Source organism: Cardinium endosymbiont cEper1 of Encarsia pergandiella (genome assembly GCF_000304455.1).
Lineage (GTDB): Bacteria > Bacteroidota > Bacteroidia > Cytophagales > Amoebophilaceae > Cardinium.
This window is the reverse complement of sequence record NC_018606.1, coordinates 25,415-51,603: the sequence shown is the minus strand read 5'-3', so window position 1 is coordinate 51,603 and position 26,189 is coordinate 25,415. Positions and strand designations below refer to the sequence as shown.

The following is a 26,189-nucleotide window of genomic DNA, read 5'->3' as shown; positions in this document are numbered from 1 at the left end:
TTAATTTATTTAGACCGTTGCTATATATGGTTCTGTCGCATCTGTATTTAATTTTGTATAGTTGTCTCCCTTGTCTTGAAATTTGGATATTATGCGGCCATAAGTTTAGCAAAGTTCTCAAAAGTAGATACCTGTTTTTTAGATCCGATTAGTTGTCCTTTTTGAATAATTCTAATGTTTTCTATTCCTGTAATGGTAATGTTAGCCGAATGGAAATGCTTAAACCCTAGCATAGGTTTTATCCGTTTTTTGATAAACCTGTGATCTTGTTCGACTCTATTATTTAAGTATTTGTTTTGAAATATTTGAATCTTGTGACCTTGATCCAATTCTATATTTAAAGCATCAAGAGCAGCCTTATTACTACCGCTTTTGTCAACTACCACTTTGGATGGAGTGTTATTTTCTCTTATAGCCTTACGAAAAAAAGAAAGAGCTGCAGACTTGTCTCTACGTGCACTTAGAAAAAAATCAACTGTATCTCCATAACGATCTACTGCTCTATATAAATAAATCTATAGTGGACCGAAAAAATCGGACAGAAAATTAGATACTTTGTTTCGTATTGTACTAGTTTTATTGTTTCACAAACGAGTTTATAAAATGGGAAGAAAAAAGGTTAGAAAGTTTAGTTCAGTAGAGAAGACTAAAATAGTCTTAGATTTATTAAAAGAAGAATTGACGTTAGTAGAGTTATCGTCCAAGTATGGAGTAACTAGCAAAACACTTCAAAATTGGAAACATCAGTTTATGGAGCATGCTTATTTAGCTTTTGATCCATCCAAAGTTGTTAGTGCATACAAAGATGAAATAGCTCATTTAAAGGATGAAAATGATTCCTTAGCCAAGACATTAGGTAAAACTACAGTTGAGCGGGACTGGGCAGTGGGAAAGCTAAAGAGCTTGGACTTATTAAGTAAAAAAGGTCTTGTCGAATCCAAGCTTACTCATTTACNTAAGGCAAGACAATGTAAATTATTATCGATTAATCGTTCTTTTTTATATTATAAATCTAGTATAGAAGATAGTTTTAATAAGGAGCTTATCAATAAAATAGCTGATATTTATATCGATCATCCAGAATACGGATACCGTTATATATATAACCAGTTATTAGAAGAATGGTTTGTCTATAGGAAAAAATCGTGTGCTACATTATATGCGTAGAATGGGCTTATGTGCTGTTTATCCGCGTAAAAAAGTTTTTACTTTCTTTTAAGTCTTCTAAATATAAAGCACATGGTTATTTACTAGATAAGTATTGGTTTTCCTCTGGTCAGACCAGGCGTCTTTATGTACCTAAATCAAATCAGGTTTGGAGCGGGGATATAACTTATATTAAAACTAATAATGGATTTATCTATTTTGCAGCTATAATAGACTGGCATAGTAAGGCTATATTGAGCTATAAAGTATCTAACAGTATGGATACAACACTTGTAACAGATATTTTAGAAGAAGCTCTTAGCAAATATCCTGCTCCAGAGTACTTTAATAGCGATCATGGAAGTCAATATACCAGTCATGGTCACATACAATTGTTAAAAAAGTATGGTATTAAAATATCAATGAATGGGCAAGGTAGAAGTATTGATAATGTAGTTATAGAGCGTTTTTTTAGAACAATAAAATATAACTGCTTGTTTATAAATGACTTTAAAAATATTAAAGAGATTAAACAGGGCATTAACGATTACATGCATAAATATAATTACAACAGATTTCATTCTAGTATTAAATATCAAAAACCTATGAACGTCTATCTTACACATGTAAAAAATCAATACGCTAAAGCAGAAATAACACGGAAACAAAATTTATAAAACTTTGTCCGATTTTTTCGGTCCACTATATTATCGAAATCTCAACTTCTGTCTACTTTAGATCGAAATAAATCATTCTTTCAATCTTATCAAAATAGCCCTGATCGTTATATAAAATCGCAAGAAGCTTTTGATAAAGTAGTTACGCATGAAAAAAACAATTATCTGCATTGCAGGGGCATTGATAGGTCTACCTACGAACATTATCCAAGTGTTAAGGTGGGCGACAAAGCAGTATTTGCCTTATACAGGGATTTAGATAAAAATGGTAAGGGTGTTATGTGTAGTACGATCAGTTATCAGTTTGATGCTAAAGGAAGTGTATCAGATGATGGGTTGCATAATACCTCTAAATACTTCCAAAAAGGGCTTCCTAGGGGCTTATCTGTATTAGTTGATCCAAATATATCTGTAAAGGCTATTGTGGTCACAGAAAGCCCTATAGACGCTTTAAGCCATAAACAAATTCATAAGGATGATGGTAGAACGATGTATATCTCTACTTGCGGAAGTTTATCTGAAGGCATCAAAAAGGAGTTAGGGACTGTTTTGGCGCATGCTAAGGAGCGTGGTCGGTCTGTAACGCTGGCTTTTGACAGTGATCTAGCTGGTAGGCAAATTCATAAAACAGTTAGTGAATTATCTCATGTGAATCAGGTGATTTGTAAGGATTCTACTCCTTCTCGTTCTAAAGACTGGAGTCAAGAGTTGTTATCTATACTAGGTAATCAAGAAATGCTTAAAACCCTCCAAAAAGAGTTGGTCAGTAGTGAGCAGGAACATGAGTTGCGTAAGCAGAAAAGCAAGGAACCTACTGTTATGGGGTTGGAGTTGTCTTTGGATCGGTGGGAGGACAGATGATTATTTTCAACCAAAATAGGGGTGAAAATAGTTAAATAATTCATAATCAAGTAAATAAGACTTTTGTATGTGTCTAAGGTCTATTTTTTTCAGGGGACACTTAGTTTAGACACATACAAAAGTCTTAAAGTATTCATAATCAGTTATATATTTTTTTCATGAAGTGTCATTTTGACATTTTTGGTTAAAATCGCTTCTAGACACATATGAAGTTGCTCATAATCAGTCATATAAAGTGATTCTGAAGTGTAATTCTGTCGCATTTGTTGAAAATCGCTTCTAGACACATATGAAATTGTTCATAATCAGTCCTATAGAGTGCTTCTTAAGTGTAATTCTGTCGCATTTGTTGAAAATCACCTCTAGACACATATGAAATTGTTCATAATCAGATAAATAATACTTTTGTATGTGTCTAAAGTAAGTGTCCTTCAAAAAAAAAGTATAAAATGACACTTCATGATATATAAATAATTTATAATCAGTATTTTATATTTTTTTAGGTATTTTTTAGAAAAATGGGTTTTTGAATATTAAATTAAGTATTTAATTGATTATGAATATTATTTATATATATCTAGTATAGTAAGATATAGTAAGATATAGTAAGATATAGTAAGATTTTAGTAACATATAAATAAAATATTATAATCTGTATTTCAGATAATAATAATAATAATAGTAAGATAGTAAGATTATTAGTTATATAATATATAAGAAAACATATGTATATACATGTATATATATATGTATATATAATGAATGAAAGCTAATCCTACTATCTTACTATTTTAATCTATTATTATTATATAAAAATTTGATTATGAGTCTAATAGTTATATAGTAAGATTATATTATTTCTTAATATAATCTTACTATATCTTACTATATCTTACTATAATACAGAGTACTGGTTATAAGTGAAAAATAGTTTTATAAATAAATATGTTCTGTTGGGAATTTGAGTCTTTAATTTATCAATAACTATACATAAACACTTAATAATCATATATATTACAAAATTTTTAATCTAAAAGTTATATTATAATTGTATTATATGTAATTAATTATCGTATCAAAGTTAATATAATATATTTTTTACTTTCAATAAAAGTTTTTATATTTACGTATATATATTATAATTATTATTTAATATTTACATATATAGTTTTTATTCAATTTGAATGTGTAGATATGGTATCTATGTAAAAATTGACTATGGTATCTCAAAATAAGATGATTATGTTCAAGGACAATTAATAATTGTTCTATTGGTACTATATGTTTAAAGTATAGATAGTGTAAATAGTTAAGTTATAGACTATGATTAAAACGGGGTTAAGACATTGTAAAGAGTTTGCTATTGATCCATTTTTAACTGATGAATGTAAAGTAGATATCTCTAATGTGGTTATGAAACTATCAAGACCAGCCTTGGAGTTGATGTATTATATATTGAACAAAAAGATATTTTTGAATGAAAAATTTGTGTTTGATATAGCTGATTTTAAGAATTTTTATAATAAAAAATCAAACACATCAGTTATTCAGAGCCTTGGTGTATTATGTTTTTACAACATTATAGCAAAAACAACACTGTCTGGAGTTTATTGGATTAACAGAAAAGTTTTTTCAGAAAATAAGGAAATGGAATTTTTAGAAAACTTTTTCAGAGTTAAGGGTATGAAAGAAAACTAGCCTCCCAAAGAAAGCTAGTTCTTATTTTATTTTGGTTGGGAACCAGATTAGATGTAAGAATTAGCCTTCCAAGGGATTAAAAATAATCTTATGATCACAAAAGAAAAAATCCTTGAAAAGGCAGGAGGAGAGGCAAACCTCATCCGCCATTTAGTTCCTACATTTAATCCAAATGTAAGGAAAAAAAATTATAAATCTATTTTCTCTGAAAAAGACGATAAGCCGTCAATGAGTATTTTTACTGATAATCAGGGTAAATTTCTATTTAAAAGTTTTAATACTGGTCACCAGGGAGATGCCTTTCAAATGTGGGCGGATTTCTATGGGTTAGATTGTACAACACAATTTAAAGAAGTGTTGGCAGTAATTAACCAAGAAATGTGTTTGGGGTTGGACAGTGACCAAGATATAAAAGTTATTCCAAAACCTGTTCTTCCTAAATTATCTTTAGATAAAAAACCAAAATTCTCTTTACCTTCTCAAACTCTATCTATTGAATATATACCATCCGATTCAGGATCTTTTATATCTAATCTATATCTGAAATATTGGTTACAGTATGGTATTACGCAATCTGTCTTAGATCATTTTGATGTAAGACAAGTAAGTTATTTGTCATATGTAAGTAATTCTGGAAGATCGTTGTGTTTTAAATATGAATCAAGAAATCAGATTGTATCAGCCTATCATATATCTGGAAGGGTAAAAGTATATATTCCAGAGATATCACAATCCTTTTCAGATGATCCAAGTTTTAAAGGACAGAAGAAGTCGTTTTCGTACAAGAACCAAACTAAAGAAGATGTATTTGGTCTATCCCAATTACCGGAAGGGACTTTAGAGTATATATTGTTTTTAGCTCGCTAAAAAGATACAATGTCTGCTTATTCTCAAGGTTTTATCAATGTTATTTCTTTACAGTCGGAAAATCAAATGCCCAGTGATGATTTACTGAAAAGCTTACGTACTAGGACTTCTGTATTGTTAAGCTGTTATGATAATGACCAGGCTGGTAAAAATGCTTCTAAGAAGCTATCTGATTCTTATGGGATTGTGTCTATTTCACTTCCTGAAGAAGTTAAAGATATATCAAATTATTTTCAGAAATATAATTCTGCTAATTTTCAGTTTTTATTAGATGAAGGTATTAGAAAATCGAAATCAATTTCTATAAAACCTGTTACTTCTGCTAAGGTTGAGAAAACAGTTAATACTAAACGGGGTAGGATAGAATCCTATTTGGATAGTAAGTTTAACTTTCGTTTCAATGTATTTACTAAAGATTGTCAGATTAATATTAAGGGTAGTAGTATGTGGGAAAAAGTTAATGTTGATGAACTAAGTAGGAATTTAGATTCGTATGGTATTGATTGCCCTATAGATTTACTTCAGTCTACCTTAAGGTCATTTTTTGTGAGACGCTTTAATCCTATAGAGGAATATTTTTTATCTTTTGAAGGCAAATCGTTTGATAGTAGTAAAGATTATATTCGTGAGTTATCTACTTATGTTCATTTAAAACATCCAACGTCTTCAAATATTAACTACTGGTATACCCATCTTAAGAAATGGATGATTAGAGCGATACGGACTCTTTTTAATCCTGATGGCATAAATAAACATGCGTTAATATTATGCTCCCCTAGAGAAGGTATGGGTAAGAGTTATTTTTGTGAGTTTTTATGTCCTCTTCCTATAATAAAGTATTATACTGCTAGTTCGAATAAATATAATGAGAAAGATTTACAGAAAGCGCTTATAAGGAATTTCATTATTAATCTGGAAGAGTTGCATCAACTTACTGCTAGTCCAGAGTTTATAAAGGGTTGGTTATCTCAGCGATATATAAATGTACGCTTCCAATTTCAAGAGGAGGAGACTGTGGCGTGCCGTATAGCGTCTTTTGTTGGGAGCTCAAATAGTACTTCTTTTTTGCGTCCAGAAATCGGTTATAGTAGATGGATCTGTTTTGAGGTAGGATATATTGATTTTCTAGATGAAGAAGCAAGGAATATTGTAGAAAGATCGTGGGAGCAAGCGTATCATTTGTATAAATTGGATGAAAGAAGTGGAGAACTAAGCACGGATGAAGTTGAAGAGTTAAAAACACGATCCGAAAGTTTTACAACTAAGTCTACAGAGGCTGAATTGATCGTACAGTATCTTTCACCCTCTACTAAGGAAGAAGGTGAATTTATGACAGCTACAGATATCCTGAGATATTTGCAAAACATTGTTGGTACTACTATTAGGTTGAATACGAAGTTAATAGGAAGTGCGCTAAGAGAGACAGGGTTTGATAGGGTTATGTATAGCGATATAACAAGAGGTCCTTTATATGGCTATTTCGTAAAAAGAGTTTGATATTTTATCTTTTTTATCTTAAGGTATTACCCTGATTTTAAATTATGTAAGTTTCATTCTATTGATTGGAATTTACTAGGATACTAGGTTTTGGTATAAATATTTGATAAGATGCATCTGTTATATTAATACATGTTTTGAATAAAACGTGAGTATTTTAGGTAAAGTGAACAAATATGGAAATTATAGCTATTTTGAATCAAAAAGGAGGGTCAGCAAAAACGACCACGTCTGTAAACCTTGGTAGCACATTAGCTGAACAAAATAAAAAAGTTCTTCTTATAGATCTTGATCCTCAGGGTTCTGCTTCAATATGGCTTGGATTTAAAAATACTTCAAAGGGTTTATATACCGTATTTACAGAAAATGTAAGTATATTAGATATTGTAGATAAAACATGCGTTATTGGTTTAGATATTATTGTATCCTCTCCTTGGCTTATCAGTGCTGATAAAGCTTTATCTGGTGAGGTTGGAGCAGAAATGATTTTGAAAAATAATTTACACGTAATAGATAAAGATATATGGGATTATGTATTGATAGACTGCCCTCCTAATCTGGGTATTATGTCTTTGAATGCCTTAACGTCAGCTCATAAAGTTCTTGTTCCTATTGAAACCCATATTATGGCTGTTCAGGGTTTAGCTCAGCTTCTAAACACTATAACAACTGTAAAAAGTAGACTAAATCCTTCTCTTGAAATTGGAGGAATTTTACCTTGTAGGGTTAATATCAGAACTAGGTTATCTAAAGATATACTATCTGACTTAAGGAGTAGATTTGGAGATCAGGTATATGATACCATTATTAGAGAAAGTGTAAAATTAGCTGAAGCTCCATCGTTTGGTAAACCTATAACGATGTATGATGATAAAAGCCCTGGAGCATGTGATTATCGTAGTTTATCCCATGAAATTATTAAACGTAGCAAAGGGAAGTAAATATGGCAAAAAGACAAACAATAGGAGAAAATCCTTTAGATAGTTTAATTCAACCTGTATCAGGTAATGAAAGATCTAAATCAATATCAGATTCTAATGAACGGTTTAAGTATTCTGTTCAAAAACCCCCTAAGTCTTCTAAACAAAGACTTACTGTTCAGATATCTAAAGATGTTATAGAACGGTTAAAAAATGCGGTTTATTGGACCCCAGGTCTTACGTTAGCATCTTTAGCAGAAGAAGCCTTTTCTAAGGCTATTGATAGATTAGAGAGTTCTAGGAAATCATCTTTCCCACGTAGGGATCAGGAACTTAAAACTGGTAGACCCTTACACTAAGGGTGTATGTAGTCGACCTTGAAGTATTAATATGGGTACTTGATTAAATTATTTTTTAATTTTATTTTCAAATTAAAAAAATTAATAGATTTTATCTATAAACAGTTGTATAAACAATTTATATGAATAAATTGTTTTGGTTTTCATGTATTTATGGTAAAAATTACTTGATAAAATCAAATAAAATATATGATTTTTCAGTAAAAATATCAGTAAAATACTGTATTAAAGTAGTTGTAAATAAATATATAACCCACGTTAAAATAACCTGTTTTAGAGGTATTACATATAATGTATGTATTATATATATTACCTGTATTATTTTTTATATATTGTGGCCATTTGACTAAAAGCCCGGTTTGTCTGAATTTGTTTTAAAATCCTTTATTCCCAAGACGATTAGTTTATGATATTTTGTTTTTTTAGATGGGAATATGATATAGTTTATGGAGTATTTTAGGTAGGTGTTTAGGTTGTCTTAAAAAAGGACCGTTTTATGAGACAGATTTATATATAAAAGATCCAAATAAATTGATTTATTTATTACGCGTTTATCTTCATGAGACTTGATAACGAACTATGTTAATAAGCAAATTTTTTGTTAGAAAAATATTTCGTTTTTAAGTTTTATTTTGATTATAATTATAATTTATATTGATAATCAAATAATAGATTTATAATCTGTTGATTTATGGACTATCATATTTTCTTTCTGACCACACTAAGGGTTAGCCTTGAGTTTAGATAGATGTCCATCTACATAAAAAGTATGGTCTCTCATAATAGCAAATACCTGTCTAATAAGTTTATTAGCTACAGCAATAAGAGCCACTTTACCAGGTTTCCCTCTTTCTTTTAACCTTTCATAAAAGTCTTTACAGGACTTATTAAAGCGTATAGCTGACCAAGAAGCTATATAGAGCAAAGAACGCAATTGCGGGTTCCCATGACGATTAATATGACCTTTTTTTCTTACCGATGAGCCTGAATGCTCATAAATAGGTGCCAAACCGACATATTTAGAGAACTGTTTAGCGCTTTCAAAATGATTACCTCCACCAGTGGAAACGATAAGTTCCATAGTGGTTCTATCGCCAATCCCTTTAATAGAGCTAATGCGTTTATAGAGATCCTGATAAGTTTCCTGTGTAATAGAAAGCATTTGTTGCTCTAATATAACTATTTGTTCTTCCAAATAGGATATAGTTTGTTTGACCATAGTCAAAGATACAGTGTCTGGTTTAGGCAACACACTAAAAGACTCTAGCAAGTTATAACACATTGTCAATTGTTTCTTCAACTGAGCAAAAAGTGTTTTTTGTTGCTTTAAGGCTTGTATACTGGCTAAAGGCATTTTGTAGGGTTTAGGCTCCATCTTTGATCCATACAGAGAAATAAGTTCCGCATCTACCTCGTCAGTTTTCGTTATATGGTTCACTACCTTAGTAAAGTGTTTGATCTGCTTAGGGTTAATAACTGAAACAGATAGGTCAGCTTCTAAAAGCATCTTTACTAATAAACAACCATAGTTGCCAGTCGCCTCTAAAACACAGTGATCTAAGCATTTATCAAGTTTAGACAAAAAGATTGCAATGCCATTTGGATCGTTCTTATACGTAGCCGTAGTATAGCCTTTACCTTTAGGGAAAGCAGCTACAAAACTACTTTTTGCTATATCGATGCCTATGTATTTCATATCATTAGATGTTTGTATTAAATTGATTCATCTCATGAACTATCGTCGCACACACGGGCTTTAATGGCCAGCGAACTATTCAGTTTTTAAGATGAAAAGAGCTGGGGGCTAAACGTTAAGCGCGGTATCTAATACCAGGTACAATGCGACCTTATTCCAGCTCTTTAATAAGATAGTCTTATTTAATACAAACGTACGACGTACAATAATTCCCCATATCCAAGTTGACCCCTATTACACCGAAATTATTTCCATATTTTAAAGGATTTTGTTCTTCACCAGAGTTAATCCTTCTATTTGTCTATATGAAATGTCGTTTTTCTTTAAGCTATAGAGACTTGGAAGAGATGATGCATATGAGAGGCGCAAAGATTGATCATTCTACTTTACAAAGGTGGGTCATTAAGTTCATTCCCCTTATAGATCAAGAAGTAAGAAAAAGAAAACGCCCAGTTGGTAGTAGCTGGAGAATGGATGAAACTTACGTGAAACTAAATGGTAAGTGGATTTATTTATATAGAGCAGTAGATCGTTATGGAGATACAGTTGATTTTTTTCTAAGTGACCGTAGAGTCAAGTCTGCAGCGTTTTCTTTTTTTCGTAAGGCTATCAGATATAATAAGACTCCATACAAAGTAGTAGTTGACAAAAGCGGTAGTAATAAGGCGGCTCTTGATGCTTTAAATATAGAATTGGATCAAGGTCACAAGATTCAAATATTTCAAAACAAATACTTAAATAATAGAGTCGAACAAGATCACAGGTTTATCAAAAAACGGATAAAACCTATGTTGGGATTTAAGAGTTTCCATTCAGCTAACATTACCATTACAGGAATAGAAAATATTAGAATCATTCAAAAAGGACAACTAATCGGATCTAAAAAACAAGCATCTACTTTTGAGAACTTTGCTAAACTTATGGCCGAATAATATCCAAAATTCAAGATAAGGGAGACAACTATACAAAATTAAATATAGATGCGACAGAAACTCGGAAAAAGCTAACTAAAATCGACAATAAAAACCAAATAAACTTATTTTATCAAAATATGTAGTAGTTTTAATTGAATAATTGTTGTATAATTGAACCCTTGATGAATAACATAAAAAATTAGATGTAGTTTATAAAAACTTACACATATATGATTTACATAAATATTTTTTAACGTAAAATCTATTATAATCATGAACAAAATTCTATTCTATACTTTATATATATCTGCTTATACGGGGATCAGTGCTTGCAATAAAATAAATATGAATAAAATGCATCAGGAAGAACCAAGTACTAGTGAAACGGATGAAAAAGCACCTTCTCCTAAAAAACCAAAAAGAGAAGATAAAAAAGCAGAGAAAGAACTTCCTAAGGCAGTAAGACCTGAGGACAAAGAAAACTTAAGAAAAGAGTGCGTGGAAATGCTTAACTCTTTAGCTAAAAAAGAATTAAAAGCTTCATTACCTAAAGACTATATAAAATTTTTAGTTGAATATGATATAGAATCATTAGAAAAATTAGCAATAGATCCGTTTTGTATTTTTTCTTTTAAAACTCCTAAAAGTAAAGAAAATATAGAAAATAAATCAAAGCAATTAATGCGTCGTCAGATTGGGTTAATTTCTGTTATATCTATAGATGAAGATCAGCGAAAACGATTAGGCATTAAAAACCCTTGGTGTATAGCTGTTTATAATGGTGAGGAAGAAGAAGAGTATAAAGAATATTATTATATAGATTTAGACAGTAAAAATAATACTATTATTTATAAACAAGATAGGTATAGTAATCTAGAAAATATTTATAAAATTCTACCAGATTTTATAAAATATTGTAAAGAAAAATCTAATGATATGAAAAAATATAAGAAATAAATTATATTCAGAATTAATCATAAAATTATATTATAATTTTATGATTGAAAACTAATAAAAAAACGATTAAATGACACTTTCAATGAAGTTTAGAATTACAAATATTTTTTTTGTTATTTTACCATTTATTTTTGGTTGTGGATACAGATCAAGATATGGTGTAGGTTTTGACCCCATTGATACAAATACAAATTCTATAAATCGATCTTTTGCTCAATATAAGTTACCTTATTCTAATTTAACAGGAAAAGATATTATTGCTAAGGCATTAGAAAATAGATTTATTCATGATAAAGATAATAATCCATTGGACATTGAAAAAAATAATAACTTAGAAGAAGGGCTGGGATATATATTTATGAACTGTTTACGCTTTAAGTTAAAAGTATTGGAAAATGAATGTAAAGATGTATCGCATTATGTAGAGTGGAAAGATAAATGTCCTAAGCCTTGGAAGTATAGAACACAAGTTATAAGTAATAAAGAATATGGGGTTTTTTATTTAGAATCTGTACAAATGGGGGAATATTATCCTAATGATAAGGATAGTATTGTTCGTAACTATGATATAGTTAAGAACGAACCGAAAAAAAACCGTAAGTCTCCTTATATAACTGTTTATTATACTGATGAAGAAACTGATAAAGAAAATAAAAAAAGATTTGATGTTCCAGTAGAAATTGATCATTTGCTTAGAGATAATTCATATTTGATAGAACTCCCAGCTTGCTTACATAAAATTAAATCAAAGTATTTAGATCCTTTTTTGCTCTATCCTACACAAACTGATAGAAAAGGTTTACATCATAATTATTGGAATAATAGGAAAGAATTTTTAGATTTTAAAAAAAATTATGATAATTCTTCTAGTGAAGTAAGGTGTATTTGTGGTAATCCTTTTAAAAAACCTAATGAAGATTTTTTAGAAGAGCACAATCATGAAGATACTTGGGGAGATAAATGGAACGCTAATATGCAAAAGAAACATATATTTAGTTGTAGTATTTAGGATTTAATCTGACAGGCAGTAAAAATTGACTACTAGATTTAATTCTATTTTAGATTAGTTATGAATTTTTATTTTTATATTATAGCGTACTATAAAATATCTATATAATATCCTGAATATCAGAATAATGTAGTAGAGTCTGTCTTTATAAGTGTGTAAATATTTTTTAGGGTTTATATTTACCTAAACAATGACACTTAAATCGATGAAAAAAAAAGATATACCTAAAGACGGAATAAGCAAGGCGATAGAAGTCCTTATAGACTCAGGTGTAGACCTATCGACTCTGTTTGATCAAGGCGGTTTACTGAAACAATTAAGCAAACGTCTTGTAGAAAAAGCGTTAGAATCAGAAATGGATAGCCATTTAGGTTATACCAAATATGGTGGTAGTGGTTCAGAAAATTCCCGTAATGGCCTGTCTAGTAAGCGAGTTATAACTGATAATGGTGTTATATCGGTTGAAGTCCCCAGAGATAGATCATCCAGTTTTGAACCTGTTTTATTACCTAAACGTCAAACAAGAATCCCTGGTTTAGATGATAAGATTTTATCTTTATATGCTAAAGGGATGAGTCTATCAGATATTCAGCTTCAAATACAAGAATTGTATAGTGCAGAAGTTAGTGAAAGCCTGATCAGTAACATCACAGATTCTGTTATTTAAGATGTTAAGATATGGCAAAATCGTCCATTAGAAACAGTCTATCCAATTGTTTTTTTTGATTGTTTTNTAGTTAAGGTTAGACAAGACAAACGCATCATGAATAAGTCAGTCTATGTTGCGTTAGGTATAGATCGANTAGGGATAAAAGATGTTTTAGGACTATGGATGAGTGAAAATGAAGGATCTAAGTTTTGGTTAGGTAATTTGACAGAGCTCAAAAATCGTGGTATGCACGATATGCTCATTGCTTGTACAGATAATTTATCAGGTATGTCTGAGGCAATCGGTGCTGTATATCCTAAAACAGATCACCAACTCTGTATCGTTCACCAAATTAGGAATAGCTTGAAGTATGTATCCTATAAAGATAGGAAAGCATTATCTGCTGATTTAAAGCCAATTTATACATCAGTAAATGAAGAAGAAGCACTAATGGCATTAGAAACTTTTGCCAACAAATGGGATAAACAGTACCCACAAATAGCCAAGTCTTGGTATGCTAATTGGAATAATCTGATGCTATTTTTACAATACCCTAATGCAATACGTAGGGTTATTTACACAACAAATATTGTTGAATCTGTAAATAGTCAATTCCGTAGAGTTACTAAAAATAAAAGAGTTTTTCCTAATGATTTAGCTGTTTTTAAAACCTTATATNTAACTATTAACTANATNACCAGAAAGTGGACCATGCCTATGCATAATTGGAGTGAGGCTATAGCACATTTTTTAATTAAATTGCGAACAATTTGAGGATCGAACGTGCTGTTTCGATCTCGTGGCCTATTAATTTCCATTTCGCCAAAATCACCCTTCAAGCGCTTAAGAGAGTAACCATTACGACTATTTCCCGTGTTCCTACCTTCTATAGAATGCTTTGAATAGCCAAGATGATCGTCTAGCTCTGCATCCATAGCACGTTCTACCGTCAGTTTTAATAGTTGCTTGCTCAGAATAGCTAAATCTTTTTCACTCTTAATAGACTTCGATAATTCTTTTAGTAGATTTGGATCTATATTTATTTGTTGTGATTCCATTGATTATGACTTATTTATTACTACCGATTATTTATAACGATAGATTTNTTAATAACAAATAAGCATTTACACAATTTTATTTACAAACTCTGAATATCAGTTTTAGATAGTCCGGTAAGAATCGTAATCTCTTCCATAGAGTAACCCTTGAGAAGCATAGCCTTGGCTATAGAAAGAGCTTTCTCTTTTTCTCCTTTTTCTTCCCCTATTCGGATACCTTCTTGTCTACCTTCTTCTCTACCCTCTTGTCTACCTTCTTCTCTACCCTCTTGTCTACCTTCTTCTCTGCCCTCTTGTCTACCTTTTTCTTCACCTTCTTGTCTATATTTTTCNACTGTNTTGGCTTCTATGAGTAACCATTTCAAGTGATCCTCATAAGCCATTCTTTCTTCATCCGTGAAGTTTAACGTATCTAAAACATGTAAGGCCTTTTTAAGGCTGGGGATTGCTAATGGACCAGGTAAGTTATCCTTATTCAGTAAATCATGACGCGTAAGAAAAGCCGTCCAGATATCTAGTGATGTTTTGATTTTTTCCAATAAACTGGTCAGATTCTCATCTGGATCTTTACTGAACTTGGTTAACTCTATTGTATGCAATTCCAAATCATGAAAATAAGATATACCACTCTCTTTTTCTGTAATACGAAAGACGTTATGATACTTTTTATTATCTGCTATAGAAATAAAGTTAAGGATATGAATACCTATTGCTTTATTCAGTTTAGAATAACCTTCAGATACCTTTAATTGATCTGTATATAACTTAGCCCAATAATATAAAGCTCGTTTATCATAATCTGCTTCATCTGTGATTTGGATCTCTATATTAAACCTTTTACCAGTTTCACTTATAGCTTTAATATCTAGAATAGATAGTTTGTCGCTTCTAAAATTTTTCGGGTTATAAGGATTTAATAACGTAACATCTACTACCTGATCTGCTGGAGAGACCGTAGCGTTGATCAACTCAATAAGCAAATCCTTATTTTCTTCTACGCCAAATATTTTCTTGAAGGCTAAATCTACTTTCGGTGTAATTTTTTCCATAAAATATNATATCTATTTGTCGGCAATCAGAGCTATATAAGCTCTTTATACCCTACAATATACANANTTTTTCTCTCCTGTTTTTTTAGTATACTATAGCCCCTGAATAATCTTTAATATTTTATGAAATGTGTTGTCTTGTTAAACGGTCGTTTTACAAGACAACCAAATTACCTACCTAAAATACTCCATAAACTATATCATATTCCCATCTAAAAAAACAAAATATCATAAACTCATCGTTTTTAAGCGCTTAGCGTATATTTACGAACGATTTTGCCTAGTACCCTTTATACTCCTATTATATTGTATATATTTATACCATTATGATATTAATATGGTATATTTGATTAATCTTTATTAAAAGTGATACGTAATTAGTATTAAAAATGTATTATTATAATATTAAATTAGGTTTATTATAACATATAAAATGCATTGTAATACATCTATAATAGTGTAAGAATGATATATGTAATAGGTGGTATTAAAGGAGGATCTGGTAAATCTACTATTGCTACAAATTTAGCAGTTTTAATGGCTAAAAAATTCAAAGATATTCTTTTAATTGATGCAGACGATCAACAAAGTTCTTCTGATTTTACTGTATTTAGAAGTGAAACAATGAAAGATAAATTGGATTATACATCCATTCAGTTATCAGATAGAACAGTTCGTGATCAAACAATAAAGTTAAAATCAAAGTATGAACATATTATCATTGATACAGGTGGTAGGGATACTACTAGTCAACGCGCTGCTACAAGCATCGCTAATATTTACTTAGTCCCATTTGTTCCTAGATCATTTGATATTTGGACTCTAGAAAAAGTGTCGATACTAATAGAAGAAATGAGGATAATTAATCCAAATTTAAGATCATTTTCTTTTCTCAATAAAGCTGATTTTAGTGGGCAAGATAATAACGAAGCTGCTGACTTTCTTAAGGAGAATAAAACGTTAGAGTTCATAGATATTTGCATAGGAAACAGAAAGTCGTTTCCAAATGCATCTTCAAAAGGATTAGCAATTACCGAAACAAAGCCTAAAGATGTAAAAGCTATACAAGAGTTTAATGATTTATTTAATTTTCTGGTTAGTATTAGTTTAGATTAAATATAATACTAAATTAGTACTATAATAACACTAAAATAATACTAAAATCATGGCTATTTCTAAAAAACTACCATCTTATGAGCGTCAAGTAAATGATCTTATAAACAAAGGTGGTGCTGTCGCTAATACTAATAAAAAAGAAGAGCGAACTATACAAAATATACAATTAAGATTACCTAATAGTCTAATTAAAAAAATTGATAGTCAATGTACAAATGATGACTATAAAATAAAAAAATCTAGGCATAGCTGGATATTGGATGCAATTTTAGAGAAAATTGATAGGGAAAACGTGTAATTAAAGGTTTATAGTTAGTATTTAATCTTACAATTATTAAGTACCAACTAGTAAAATACAAAATAAAAAAAATATCAAACTCTTTTTACGAAATAGCCATACAAAGGACCCTTAACTGTTCTATGGTTTATTCGTTCAAACCCTGCTTTTCTTAGAGCACTTCCTACTAACTTAGTGTTTAGCCTAATGGTAATTCCAACTATATTTTGCAAATATATAAGGATATCTGTAGCTGTCATAAATTCACCTTCTTCTTTAGTAGAAGGTAAAAGATTCCTAATTATCAATTCAGCTTCTGTAGACTTATTTGTAAAACTATCAGAACGTGTTTCTAACTCTTCAACTTCATCCATACTTAATTCACCACTTTCTTCATCCAATTTATACAAATGATAAGCTTGTTCCCACGATCTTTCTACCACATACCTTGCTTCCTTACCTAAAAAATCAATAGATTGTACCTCAAAACCGATCCACCTACTATAACCCATTTCTGATCGTAAAAACTCAATATTATTTGAGCTTCCCAAAAAGGACGCTATACGGCATGCAAAAGTCTCTTTTTCTTGAAATGGAAAACGTACATTTATATATCGTTGCGACAACCACCCTTTAATAAACTCTGGACTAGCATTAAGCTGATGCAACTCTTCTAGATTAATAATGAAGTTCCTTATAAGCGCTTTCTGTAAATCTTTCTCACTATCTTTATTCGAACTAGAAGTATAATACTTTATTATAGGAAGAGGACATAAAAACTCACAAAAATAACTCTTACCTATACCCTCTTTAAGAGAGCATAAAATTAAGGCATGTTTATTTATGCCATCAGGATTAAAAAGAGTTCGTATGGCTCTAATCATCCATTTCTTAAGATGGGTATACCAGTAGAGTTTATTTTCATAAGTTGGATATTTTAAATGAACATAACTAGATAACTGACGAATATAATCTTTATTACTATCAAACTCTTTGCCTTCAAAAGATAAAAAATATTCCTCTATAGGATTAAAACGTTTTACAAAAAATGACGTTAATACGCAACTAAGTAATTCCCGAGAGCAATCAATACCATGCATACTCAAATTATCTCTTAGCTCACTAATGTTAACTTCATCCCATATACCACTATTCCTTTTAATACTGATCTCAAGCTCCTTAGTAAATACATTTAAACGAAAGTTAAACTTATTCCTCAAATAGTCTTTCACTGTAATACGTTTATTACTAACTGTTTTCTCAACCTTAGCAGAAGTAACAGGTTTTATAGAAATTAATTTCGATTTTCTAATACCTTCATCTAATAAAAACTGAAAATTAGCAGAATTATATTTCTGAAAATAATCTGATATATCTTTAACTTCTTCAGGAAGTGAAATAGACACAATCCCATAAGAATCCGATAGCTTCTTAGAAGCATTTTTACCAGCCTGGTCATTATCATAACAGCTTAACAATACAGAAGTCCTAGTACGTAAACTTTTCAGCAAATCATCACTGGGCATTTGATTTTCTGACTGTAAAGAAATAACATTGATAAAACCTTGAGAATAAGCAGACATTGTGTCTTTTTCACCAGCCAAAAACAATATATAGTCTAAAGTTCCTTTCAGCAATTGGGATAGACCAAACACATCTTCTTTAGTTTGGTTTTTATAGGAAAATGATTTTTTTTGCCCTTTAAAAGAAAAATCACTAGAAAAAGAAGATTCTATCTCTGGAATATATACCTTAACTCGACCATCTATGTGATACGCTGATACAATTTGATTCTTTTCAAAATATTTAAAAGATAAAAATCTACCTGAATTACTTATATAAGACAAATAGCTTACTTGTCTTACATCAAAATGATCTAGAACAGACTGCGTAATACCATATTGTGACCAGTATTTCAGATATATATTAGATATAATAGACTCTGAATCGGATGGTATATATTCAATAGATAGTGTTTGGGAAGGTAAAGAGGATTCTGATTTCTTATCTGAAGATAATTTCAGTAAAACAGGTTTTGGAATAACTTTTATATTTTGGACACTATCTAACCCTAAACACATCTCTTGGTTAATTACTGCCAACACTTCTCTAAATTGTGTTATACAATCTAACCCATAGAAATCTGCCCACATTTTAAAGGCATCTCCTTGGTGACCTGTGTTAAAACTTTTATAAAACCATTTTCCTTGATTATCAGAGAAAATACTCATTGAAGGACGATTATCCTTTTCAGAAAAAATAGATTTATAATTTTTTTTCCTTATATTTGGATTAAATGTAGGAACTAAATGGCGGATGAGGTGTCCCTCTCCTCCTGCCTTTTCAAGGATTTTTTCTTTTGTCAACATACTTTTGTTGTTTAATCCCTTAGAAGGCTATTCCTCACATTTAACCTGGATTCGCAACCAAAATCAAATAAGAAATAGCCTTCTTCGGGAGGCTATTTTTATATAGTATACTACTAGCTAACTTTTTTTTTCGTTTTCTAACGCAAGGGACTTAAGCATATTCCCATTCACCCAGAATACATATGGAATATCAGTTCTAGCTAATAATCCTTTATCAATCAATTCAATAAACGATTTAGATGTATTAGGTTTTCCACCTTTATATCCAGTTATTTTGTTAAACTCCTTAAAATCAAATACAAATTTTTCACTTGTATACGCATTTTTGTAAATCAAATATTTTATAAGATTTAAAGACCTCTTAGAAATTCCTGATATAAAATCTATATCTATAATTTTTATTGACGGATCGTCTATAAAAGGATTAGATTCATATTCTGTGAAAAAACGAATACCTATTTTCTTTTTTATATCTTTCATTTTATTACAGAATATTAGATAATCATATCTAAATATACGAATAAATATATATTATAATGCTACGATTTATAAACTTTAATGTTACATAAAGATACAAAATATTATATAAATAACAATAATAAAGTAAGTTTCTATTTATATTATTTTTTTAATTTTATAATCAGACATAAAAATTATTTTTTACTTATCTTTTTATTTACTTAACTAGCCCTGCATTACAAATACAGGGATCAAGATTACGGCATGAATGCCCTAAACAGATATATTTTTCCATTTTATATCCTCCATTTATACGATATTAATCACTGTTTATCAATATAATAGTTAATTATTTTGACCAGTAATATTATCTTGAGTTCTTACAAAAGATCAAATGGTCTGTAAGTATTTACCACAACATTACTTCCTTAATTTTGGAAATTCTTGATGAATCTTTTTTTACCTTCTATATACGTTAAAAAAACACACTGTATGTGTAGGTTTTCTTCCCAAAGTGAGACAATAAAATTTAATATGGATTTTTTATCCTAGAATCTAAAAACCTATTGCAACGGTCTCGTAATATCGAATTCAGGTTTGTAGTAACGTAGTAAGGATGAAGTAAAGATGTAGTAAGGGTAAAAATAATAATATTAATCTGAAAATCAATTCATTTTATTAATTGTAGTAACGTAGTAAGATAAAATATACTAGACCTATATATATAAGTATATATATGTATACATATTTTATAATATCTCTATCTTAATATTATATAAATAACCTTACTACACTACTACATAATCATATTTGTATATATATAGTATTAATTATCAAATATTTTATAATATAAAAAATGTAGTAATATAGTGTAGTAAGATAGTAAGATATAGGATTTTATCTTACTACGTTACTACACATATAAAATAGATAAAACACTGATTATAAACAATTTGTATATCAATGAAGTGTCATTTTATACCTTTTTTCAGGGGACACTTAGTTTAGATACATACAAAAGTATAAAAGTATTCATAATCAATAGTATATTTTTTTCATGAAGTGTCATTTTTCTATTTTTGATAAAAATTGCTTTGTGACACATATGAAGTTATTGATAATCATTGTTATAATGTACTTCTGAAGTGTATTTTTGTCGCATTTGTTGAAAATATCCTATAGACACATATAAAGTTGTTCATAATCATTTAAATATTAGTTTTGTATGTATCTAAACTAAGTGTCTCCTGAAAAAAATAGACCTTAGACACATAAAAAAGTATTATAAACTGATTATGAATAATTTAAGTATTTTGACCCTTTTTTTAGGAAACAACTTACCAGTCTAAAGACAACTCCAACCCCATAACAGTAGGTTCCTTTCTTTTCTGCTTACGCAACTCATGTTCCTGCCCACTACGGACCAGCTCTTTTTGAAGGGTTTTAAGCATTTCTTGATTACCCAGTATAGATAACAACTCTTGACTCCAGTCTTTAGAACGAGAAGGAATAGAATCCTTACAAACCACCTCATGCCCACGAGCCAACTCACTAACTGTTTTATGCATTTGCCTACCAGCTAGATCATTATCAAAAGCCAGCGTTACAGACCGCCCACGCTCCTTAGCATGCGCCAAAACAGTCCCTAACTCCTTTTTTATGCCTTCTGATAAACTACCGCAAGTAGAGATATACATCGTTCTACCATCATCCTTATGAATTTGTTTATGGCTTAAAGCGTCTATAGGGCTTTCTGTGACCACAATAGCCTTTACAGATATATTTGGATCAACTAATACAGATAACCCCCGAGGAAGCCCTTTTTGGAAGTATTTAGAGCTATTATGCAACCCATCATCTGATACACTTCCTTTAGCATCAAACTCATAACTGATGGTACTACATATGGTACCCTTACCATTTTTATCTAAATCCTTGTATAAGGCAAATACTGCTTTATGGCCCACCTTAACACTTGGATAATGTTCGTAGGTAGACCTATGAATACCCCTACAATGCAGATAATTGTTTTTTTCGTGGACTTTAACCTTGTCAAAAGCTTCTTGGGCTATATAACGCTGAGAAGCTCTATCTGTAATTTCTAGAGCCAACGATTTTTGATCCCTAATAACCCGATCATCTAAGTGACGGCTAGACAAACCACAAATACTCTGATAGGTAAAACCACGATTTTGCATAAAGTCTACTATGGTACCTTTGTCTTTGTCATCTACTAATGATTTATACATCCAATGACCATTCTGATTGGGACCATTTTTAATGAGAACCTTATCACCATCTTTCTCCATAACCGCCCAGGTATTAGAGCTTTTAGACTTATCCAATGCATACCCCATAGAAGAAACATGTTGAATCAGATTAACTTCACGTTTGATTCTTTCTAAGTCACTTTTAATAAGATTGTCTCTTGTCGTTTTACGAGTAGTTTGCGCATAAGAAACCTCTCTTTTAAGCGATTTATTTTCTTCTTCTAAAGAACGTACCTTATCCTGTACATTTTCTAATTCCTTTTTAGCTTTATCACGGTAAAATGGATTTAAGGTATTGATATGTTTGGTAGCTTGCTCTACTTCCCTTTCAATTTTATTTACGCTTTTATAGTATTCTTGAGTGGTAGTATGCTTTCTGCCAGTTAGTTTACTTTCTATGCCCCGTTCTAAACCAAAAGGAGCCATAGCTGCTGCATACCTATTTTGATAACCTTGTAGCTTAATGATACCATCTTTGTAATGTTTGGCACTTAGCCGTCCATCTGGCGTAATAGGAACGACTACACAGTGAATATGGGGGGTATTTTCATCTCTATGAACGGAAAAACGGACAATATTTTTCTCTCCTCCAAATTCTCTACAAGCAAAATCCCAATTGGCTTTTTTCCAGCTTTCAAATAACGATTCATTAGCTTCTATCTCTTTCATACGATCATGACTACCGGTCATGACCAAACCCAAAGCTTTAACCGCATCTGATCGAATGGATTTTTCTTTGGTATACCCTTCTGATATCCTTGCATCAACCAGTTCAGATAAGGATTTACCACCAGTATGAACCAATTCTTCGTTTAAATGAGTTTTAGAGGGATCTATATGGAGGCCCAACTCTGAATTTAGACTTTTCTCTGCTTCATCTTCATATAAGCCTGTTTTTCTAACTTCTTTGCAGGATCTATCTATATGCCTACCGATTCCGATTAAACCTTTCTTGTAGCTTTTTATATTAAACGTTGCGAATGACATGATAAACAATAACGATATAAAACAAGGGGAGTTTCTTTCCCATTTGCTCATAAATCACATAACAGACCTAAGATAACCATATTTGGCGACAAACGAGCAGCCTTATGAAATAAGGCGTAGTGAGCTACGCCTTACTCCGTAAGGAACCAGCTATTTTTACAATATCCCACCAGAAATATACATGCAAATTATAATTTACCAAGCTAATGGGAGGGAAAAGTTTTACAAAAAGTATGGACGCTTAAAGATATTATACTATATTTGAACTATTATAATAATTTAAATTTTAACTTAAAATAAATATATAAAAACATGGAGAATAATATTAAAATAATGGTAGAAACGCTTATCAAAGAAGGAGTGGATATGGATCTTATATTAAAAGCTTCTGGACTAGCTGCAAAAGAAATAGAAGAAATAAGCCCTATAGCTTATGGAAGATATGTAGGAGCTAGAAAAAAACTACTAGAAATAGCCTATAGAATGATAGATCTTGGATATAAAACAAATGAAATAGTAAAAGTTACTGGAATGATTAATTCTAAAGTAGAAGAATTAAAAACTAAAACAAAAAATAAAAAATAAATCCTATTTTTTTTGATAAAAAACTATTATTTTTAATAAAATTAAACTATATTATACTATACAAATAAAAATGTAAAAAAATATTTAAAATAAAAATAAAATGAACGTAGAAAATTTTATCACATCAGTAGTTGATAAATATATTAGCCTAAAAAAATATAAAGTATCAAAAAAAGAAGTAAAAAAAATAAATCCTTTAGATAATGAAAAATATATAAAAGCTAAAAAAAAACTTTTGGAAATAGCCTGTAAAATGATAGTAATTGGTTATGAAAAAAAAGAAATAAATAAAATAACTGGAATTTCTAACGAAAAATTAAAAAATTTAGAAACTATTTTTAATACTAAAATATTATAAATTAATAATAAATGCTATCATGATAAAAAGTAATTATACATGCTATGGAAAATATATAGGATATAAACAAAGAACAATAGAAATAGCAAATAAAATGATATTTCTTGGTTATAAAAAAGATGAAATAGTTAAAGTAATAGATGTACCTTATGAAATAATAAGTAAACTAGAATACAATATAAAAAATGAAAAATAGTATTGATAATTAGACCTATTTTAACCATATAAAGTTATATTAATATGAAAAATAAAGTTAAAATATTAATAAAAAAACTGATTCAATCAGGTATTGATATGAATGCTTTTATTAAAGCTTCTGGTTTATCTATACAGCAAGAAATAGTAAAAGTTATAAGTAATGGATATAAAAGTAGAAAACTCATAACCCTAAAAAAGAAACCATTTAGATATTAATGATAGTTTTTTATTTTTTTCTAGCCTTATTCTTAATTCAGGGACTTTATTGGTTGAAATTAAGTGGTATCCCTTTGAATGAACGATACCTTAAATGGGCAGTCGAATTCGTATTTAAGTCAAAATACATCTTTTATTCTAGACTTATTTTAGTAAGCTCTATTTCTTTTTTAGGATGGGATCGCTTGAAAACATTTATAAAAAATGCATTCGACAAAAATAAAAGTTGGATACCACTGGTACTATTGTTTTTCTGGTTATTGTTTACGATTTGTTTTGTCTATTTCGAAAGAACATGTCTCTATCTATATTCGTATAATTGTTTAAAATCATATATTTCTTTTCCTTCCCATTTGTTTATACTTTTTTTATTGTATTTCGGTATACCCTTTTGGTTTCATGGAGATATAAAACCTTCTGTAAAAAGGGATAAGAAGTCTATAGTTCTTCCTAAAGGCTACGATAAAAAATCCCCTTTTAGTATAGCTATTCCTACAACCAATGGTAAGCTTCCCATCAATAATCCTCAGAGAGGGATATATATATTAGGTGGAGCTGGCAGTGGTAAAAGCATCTATATTTTAGAGCCTATACTTTACGCAATGATAAAAAAAGGGTATTGTGGAATTGTCTATGACTACGATTTTGAGGGGATTCAAACAGATCCCCGTTCAAAGTGTTGTTTGTCTAAGTTTGTCTATAACTGTTATATACAATTACCAGAAAAAGAACGAAATAAATTTTCCTTTAAAACAATTAATTTCACAGATTTAAATAAAAGTAGCCGTATAAATCCGATAGATCCGATCTATATAGAAGATAGAGAATATTTAGACGAGTATGTAACGGTATTATTAAAAAACCTTAATCCTGTTCAGAAGGATGATTTTTGGCTATTAAGTACGAAATCGCTTCTAAAAGGGATGATTATATATTTGTGTAATCAAGCCCCAAACTGCTGTACTTTACCCCATGTATTACTCTTATCCACCAAACCTATAGATAAGATATTAGGCTTAATAGAACAAGATAAAGAGGCCTATATGTATTCCAGTTCTATATTTGATGCTTATAAAGGAGGAGAGAAGTCTTCTGCTCAATTATCGGGTATTACAGCAAGTTTTAAAACAAGTTTACAGCCTCTTCTTAATAAGAAGTTATTTTGGGTATTAAGTAAGAATGAAGTGAACTTAACTATAAATGATAGATATTGTCCTACCCTACTCTGTATAGGTAATTTCCCAGCTGCTAAATCAGCATTTAGTCCAGTAATATCCTTATTGTTAACGGTATGTTTTAAATCTATGTATGGCCATGGTAGGAATAAAAGCTTTGTATCCATAGATGAGTTATCTACTTTGTATATTCCCGGTATCTCAGAAATCCCAGCTACAGCTAGAAAATATGGTATTAGTATGATTTCCTGTATTCAATCAAATGCCCAACTAGAAGATACATATGGGCATGGAGGCGCTAAAAAACTCAGAGATATCTTAAGTAACCAGTTTATAGGGAAATGTGGCATTGAATCTTTTGGTTATGCGAGTTCCCTATTTGGTAAAGAAGCACATATAGTAAAGTCTACAAGCTCCTCAGAAACCTATCATGCTGAAGGTAAAGGCCCGAATACTACTAGAGGTGAAAACATCAGTATCCATGATAAAGATGTGCTTCAATCTCAAGATTTTGTAAAATTTCCTGTGGGATATTTTGCAGGCAGTGTGGCAGAGAGTGAAGGTACGTTTTTTGAAGAACAGTTTAGACTTGTATCAGACTACGATAAGTCCTTTAAAAACAAAGTATTAAAAGACTTACCAGATATAAATTATGTTACAGATGAAGATATTATGCTGAACCAAAAAAGAATAGAAGAAGATATAGATGCTCTTGTCGTTTAACCATTAACTGATTTACAATGTCTGTTATCCAATCTAATGATTGTATAGATGTTCTTCTTTCTACTGGCGTATATATCAGACGTGGTAATTTTTTCGAGT

Annotated in this window: 20 protein-coding genes and 4 pseudogenes; 17 read left to right on the top strand and 7 right to left on the bottom strand. The window is 30.3% G+C overall.

The features are described from left to right. Nucleotides 1-89: 89 nt before the first annotated feature. Nucleotides 90-515: pseudogene (locus tag AL022_RS04150) on the bottom strand (IS6 family transposase); the annotation flags it as partial. A gap of 88 nt (nucleotides 516-603) precedes the next feature. On the opposite strand from AL022_RS04150, the pseudogene AL022_RS04145 reads away from it, so the two are divergent. The 7 genes and pseudogenes from AL022_RS04145 (at nucleotide 604) to AL022_RS04115 (ending at nucleotide 8,025) form a co-directional block, all read left to right on the top strand. Then, nucleotides 604-1,823 (top strand): annotated as a pseudogene (locus AL022_RS04145) (IS3 family transposase). A gap of 219 nt (nucleotides 1,824-2,042) precedes the next feature. Beyond that, nucleotides 2,043-2,684, top strand: coding sequence for a toprim domain-containing protein (locus tag AL022_RS04140; RefSeq protein ID WP_014935033.1), 642 nt, complete (start codon nucleotides 2,043-2,045; stop codon nucleotides 2,682-2,684). 1,323 nt (nucleotides 2,685-4,007) lie between these two features. Beyond that, complete coding sequence (locus AL022_RS04135) at nucleotides 4,008-4,382, top strand: hypothetical protein (protein ID WP_014935031.1); 375 nt, start codon at nucleotides 4,008-4,010, stop codon at nucleotides 4,380-4,382. A gap of 90 nt (nucleotides 4,383-4,472) precedes the next feature. Further along, on the top strand, nucleotides 4,473-5,249 hold the full coding sequence (locus AL022_RS04130; protein ID WP_014935030.1) for a hypothetical protein: 777 nt from the start codon (nucleotides 4,473-4,475) through the stop codon (nucleotides 5,247-5,249). Nucleotides 5,250-5,258: 9 nt separating this feature from the next. Next, complete coding sequence (locus AL022_RS04125) at nucleotides 5,259-6,746, top strand: VapE domain-containing protein (RefSeq protein WP_014935029.1); 1,488 nt, start codon at nucleotides 5,259-5,261, stop codon at nucleotides 6,744-6,746. 176 nt (nucleotides 6,747-6,922) lie between these two features. Continuing rightward, a complete protein-coding gene (locus tag AL022_RS04120) occupies nucleotides 6,923-7,687 on the top strand; it encodes a ParA family protein (RefSeq protein WP_014935028.1) in 765 nt (254 codons plus the stop codon). Nucleotides 7,688-7,689: 2 nt separating this feature from the next. Then, nucleotides 7,690-8,025: a hypothetical protein gene (locus AL022_RS04115; RefSeq protein ID WP_014935027.1), complete on the top strand. Its 336-nt coding sequence runs from the start codon at nucleotides 7,690-7,692 to the stop codon at nucleotides 8,023-8,025. Between the two features lie 721 nt (nucleotides 8,026-8,746). Here the strand turns inward: AL022_RS04115 and AL022_RS04110 are convergent. Further along, on the bottom strand, nucleotides 8,747-9,721 hold the full coding sequence (locus AL022_RS04110) for an IS110 family RNA-guided transposase (protein WP_014935025.1): 975 nt from the start codon (nucleotides 9,719-9,721) through the stop codon (nucleotides 8,747-8,749). Nucleotides 9,722-9,945: 224 nt separating this feature from the next. On the opposite strand from AL022_RS04110, the gene AL022_RS04105 reads away from it, so the two are divergent. From AL022_RS04105 to AL022_RS04090, 4 genes and pseudogenes are all read left to right on the top strand, one after another. Continuing rightward, entirely contained in the window at nucleotides 9,946-10,653 is a 708-nt protein-coding gene (locus AL022_RS04105) for an IS6 family transposase (protein WP_014935024.1), read from the top strand. Between the two features lie 255 nt (nucleotides 10,654-10,908). Beyond that, nucleotides 10,909-11,592: a hypothetical protein gene (locus AL022_RS04100; protein ID WP_041546387.1), complete on the top strand. Its 684-nt coding sequence runs from the start codon at nucleotides 10,909-10,911 to the stop codon at nucleotides 11,590-11,592. Between the two features lie 82 nt (nucleotides 11,593-11,674). Further along, complete coding sequence (locus AL022_RS04095; RefSeq protein WP_041546385.1) at nucleotides 11,675-12,601, top strand: hypothetical protein; 927 nt, start codon at nucleotides 11,675-11,677, stop codon at nucleotides 12,599-12,601. Nucleotides 12,602-12,806: 205 nt separating this feature from the next. Continuing rightward, nucleotides 12,807-14,024: pseudogene (locus tag AL022_RS04090) on the top strand (IS256 family transposase). Here AL022_RS04090 and AL022_RS04085 read toward each other — a convergent pair. Both AL022_RS04085 and AL022_RS04080 read right to left on the bottom strand, forming a co-directional pair. Next, nucleotides 14,012-14,287 (bottom strand): annotated as a pseudogene (locus AL022_RS04085) (transposase); the annotation flags it as partial. The pseudogenes AL022_RS04090 and AL022_RS04085 sit on opposite strands and share 13 nt — an antisense overlap. 101 nt (nucleotides 14,288-14,388) lie before the next feature. Then, entirely contained in the window at nucleotides 14,389-15,357 is a 969-nt protein-coding gene (locus AL022_RS04080) for an Rpn family recombination-promoting nuclease/putative transposase (protein WP_014935017.1), read from the bottom strand. A gap of 465 nt (nucleotides 15,358-15,822) precedes the next feature. On the opposite strand from AL022_RS04080, the gene AL022_RS04075 reads away from it, so the two are divergent. Then, nucleotides 15,823-16,473: an AAA family ATPase gene (locus AL022_RS04075; protein WP_014935016.1), complete on the top strand. Its 651-nt coding sequence runs from the start codon at nucleotides 15,823-15,825 to the stop codon at nucleotides 16,471-16,473. Nucleotides 16,474-16,522: 49 nt separating this feature from the next. Next, nucleotides 16,523-16,771 carry a hypothetical protein gene (locus AL022_RS04070; protein WP_014935015.1) on the top strand — a complete coding sequence of 83 codons (249 nt, stop codon included), beginning with the start codon at nucleotides 16,523-16,525 and terminating at the stop codon, nucleotides 16,769-16,771. Nucleotides 16,772-16,845: 74 nt separating this feature from the next. On the opposite strand, the gene AL022_RS04065 is transcribed toward AL022_RS04070, so the two are convergent. The 3 genes from AL022_RS04065 to mobV form a co-directional block, all read right to left on the bottom strand. Further along, nucleotides 16,846-19,119 carry a VapE domain-containing protein gene (locus AL022_RS04065; protein ID WP_014935014.1) on the bottom strand — a complete coding sequence of 758 codons (2,274 nt, stop codon included), beginning with the start codon at nucleotides 19,117-19,119 and terminating at the stop codon, nucleotides 16,846-16,848. 117 nt (nucleotides 19,120-19,236) lie between these two features. Then, complete coding sequence (locus tag AL022_RS04060) at nucleotides 19,237-19,599, bottom strand: hypothetical protein (RefSeq protein WP_014935013.1); 363 nt, start codon at nucleotides 19,597-19,599, stop codon at nucleotides 19,237-19,239. Between the two features lie 1,316 nt (nucleotides 19,600-20,915). Further along, nucleotides 20,916-22,835 (bottom strand): MobV family relaxase, encoded by a 1,920-nt coding sequence (gene mobV / locus AL022_RS04055; protein ID WP_041546383.1) that lies wholly within the window; start codon nucleotides 22,833-22,835, stop codon nucleotides 20,916-20,918. A 312-nt stretch (nucleotides 22,836-23,147) separates the two neighbouring features. Here mobV and AL022_RS04050 point away from each other — a divergent pair, with 312 nt between their 5' ends. From AL022_RS04050 to AL022_RS04040, 4 genes are all read left to right on the top strand, one after another. Continuing rightward, a complete protein-coding gene (locus AL022_RS04050) occupies nucleotides 23,148-23,420 on the top strand; it encodes a hypothetical protein (protein ID WP_014935010.1) in 273 nt (90 codons plus the stop codon). 100 nt (nucleotides 23,421-23,520) lie between these two features. Continuing rightward, on the top strand, nucleotides 23,521-23,778 hold the full coding sequence (locus tag AL022_RS04045; RefSeq protein ID WP_014935009.1) for a hypothetical protein: 258 nt from the start codon (nucleotides 23,521-23,523) through the stop codon (nucleotides 23,776-23,778). A gap of 240 nt (nucleotides 23,779-24,018) precedes the next feature. Next, entirely contained in the window at nucleotides 24,019-24,192 is a 174-nt protein-coding gene (locus AL022_RS04515; RefSeq protein WP_014935007.1) for a hypothetical protein, read from the top strand. A gap of 353 nt (nucleotides 24,193-24,545) precedes the next feature. After that, entirely contained in the window at nucleotides 24,546-26,090 is a 1,545-nt protein-coding gene (locus AL022_RS04040; RefSeq protein ID WP_158309918.1) for a type IV secretory system conjugative DNA transfer family protein, read from the top strand. The last annotated feature ends 99 nt before the right edge of the window (nucleotides 26,091-26,189 follow it).

Bases quoted from the DNA above. Each gene is read 5' to 3' on its own strand.
- AL022_RS04095 (WP_041546385.1), top strand. From the start codon at position 11,675: ATGAAGTTTAGAATTACAAATATTTTTTTTGTTATTTTACCATTTATT.
- AL022_RS04115 (WP_014935027.1), top strand. From the start codon at position 7,690: ATGGCAAAAAGACAAACAATAGGAGAAAATCCTTTAGATAGTTTAATT.
- AL022_RS04065 (WP_014935014.1), bottom strand. From the start codon at position 19,119: ATGTTGACAAAAGAAAAAATCCTTGAAAAGGCAGGAGGAGAGGGACAC.
- AL022_RS04130 (WP_014935030.1), top strand. From the start codon at position 4,473: ATGATCACAAAAGAAAAAATCCTTGAAAAGGCAGGAGGAGAGGCAAAC.
- mobV (WP_041546383.1), bottom strand. From the start codon at position 22,835: ATGTCATTCGCAACGTTTAATATAAAAAGCTACAAGAAAGGTTTAATC.
- AL022_RS04070 (WP_014935015.1), top strand. From the start codon at position 16,523: ATGGCTATTTCTAAAAAACTACCATCTTATGAGCGTCAAGTAAATGAT.
- AL022_RS04060 (WP_014935013.1), bottom strand. From the start codon at position 19,599: ATGAAAGATATAAAAAAGAAAATAGGTATTCGTTTTTTCACAGAATAT.
- AL022_RS04075 (WP_014935016.1), top strand. From the start codon at position 15,823: ATGATATATGTAATAGGTGGTATTAAAGGAGGATCTGGTAAATCTACT.
- AL022_RS04100 (WP_041546387.1), top strand. From the start codon at position 10,909: ATGAACAAAATTCTATTCTATACTTTATATATATCTGCTTATACGGGG.
- AL022_RS04125 (WP_014935029.1), top strand. From the start codon at position 5,259: ATGTCTGCTTATTCTCAAGGTTTTATCAATGTTATTTCTTTACAGTCG.
- AL022_RS04110 (WP_014935025.1), bottom strand. From the start codon at position 9,721: ATGAAATACATAGGCATCGATATAGCAAAAAGTAGTTTTGTAGCTGCT.
- AL022_RS04045 (WP_014935009.1), top strand. From the start codon at position 23,521: ATGAACGTAGAAAATTTTATCACATCAGTAGTTGATAAATATATTAGC.
- AL022_RS04515 (WP_014935007.1), top strand. From the start codon at position 24,019: ATGAAAAATAAAGTTAAAATATTAATAAAAAAACTGATTCAATCAGGT.
- AL022_RS04050 (WP_014935010.1), top strand. From the start codon at position 23,148: ATGGAGAATAATATTAAAATAATGGTAGAAACGCTTATCAAAGAAGGA.
- AL022_RS04135 (WP_014935031.1), top strand. From the start codon at position 4,008: ATGATTAAAACGGGGTTAAGACATTGTAAAGAGTTTGCTATTGATCCA.
- AL022_RS04120 (WP_014935028.1), top strand. From the start codon at position 6,923: ATGGAAATTATAGCTATTTTGAATCAAAAAGGAGGGTCAGCAAAAACG.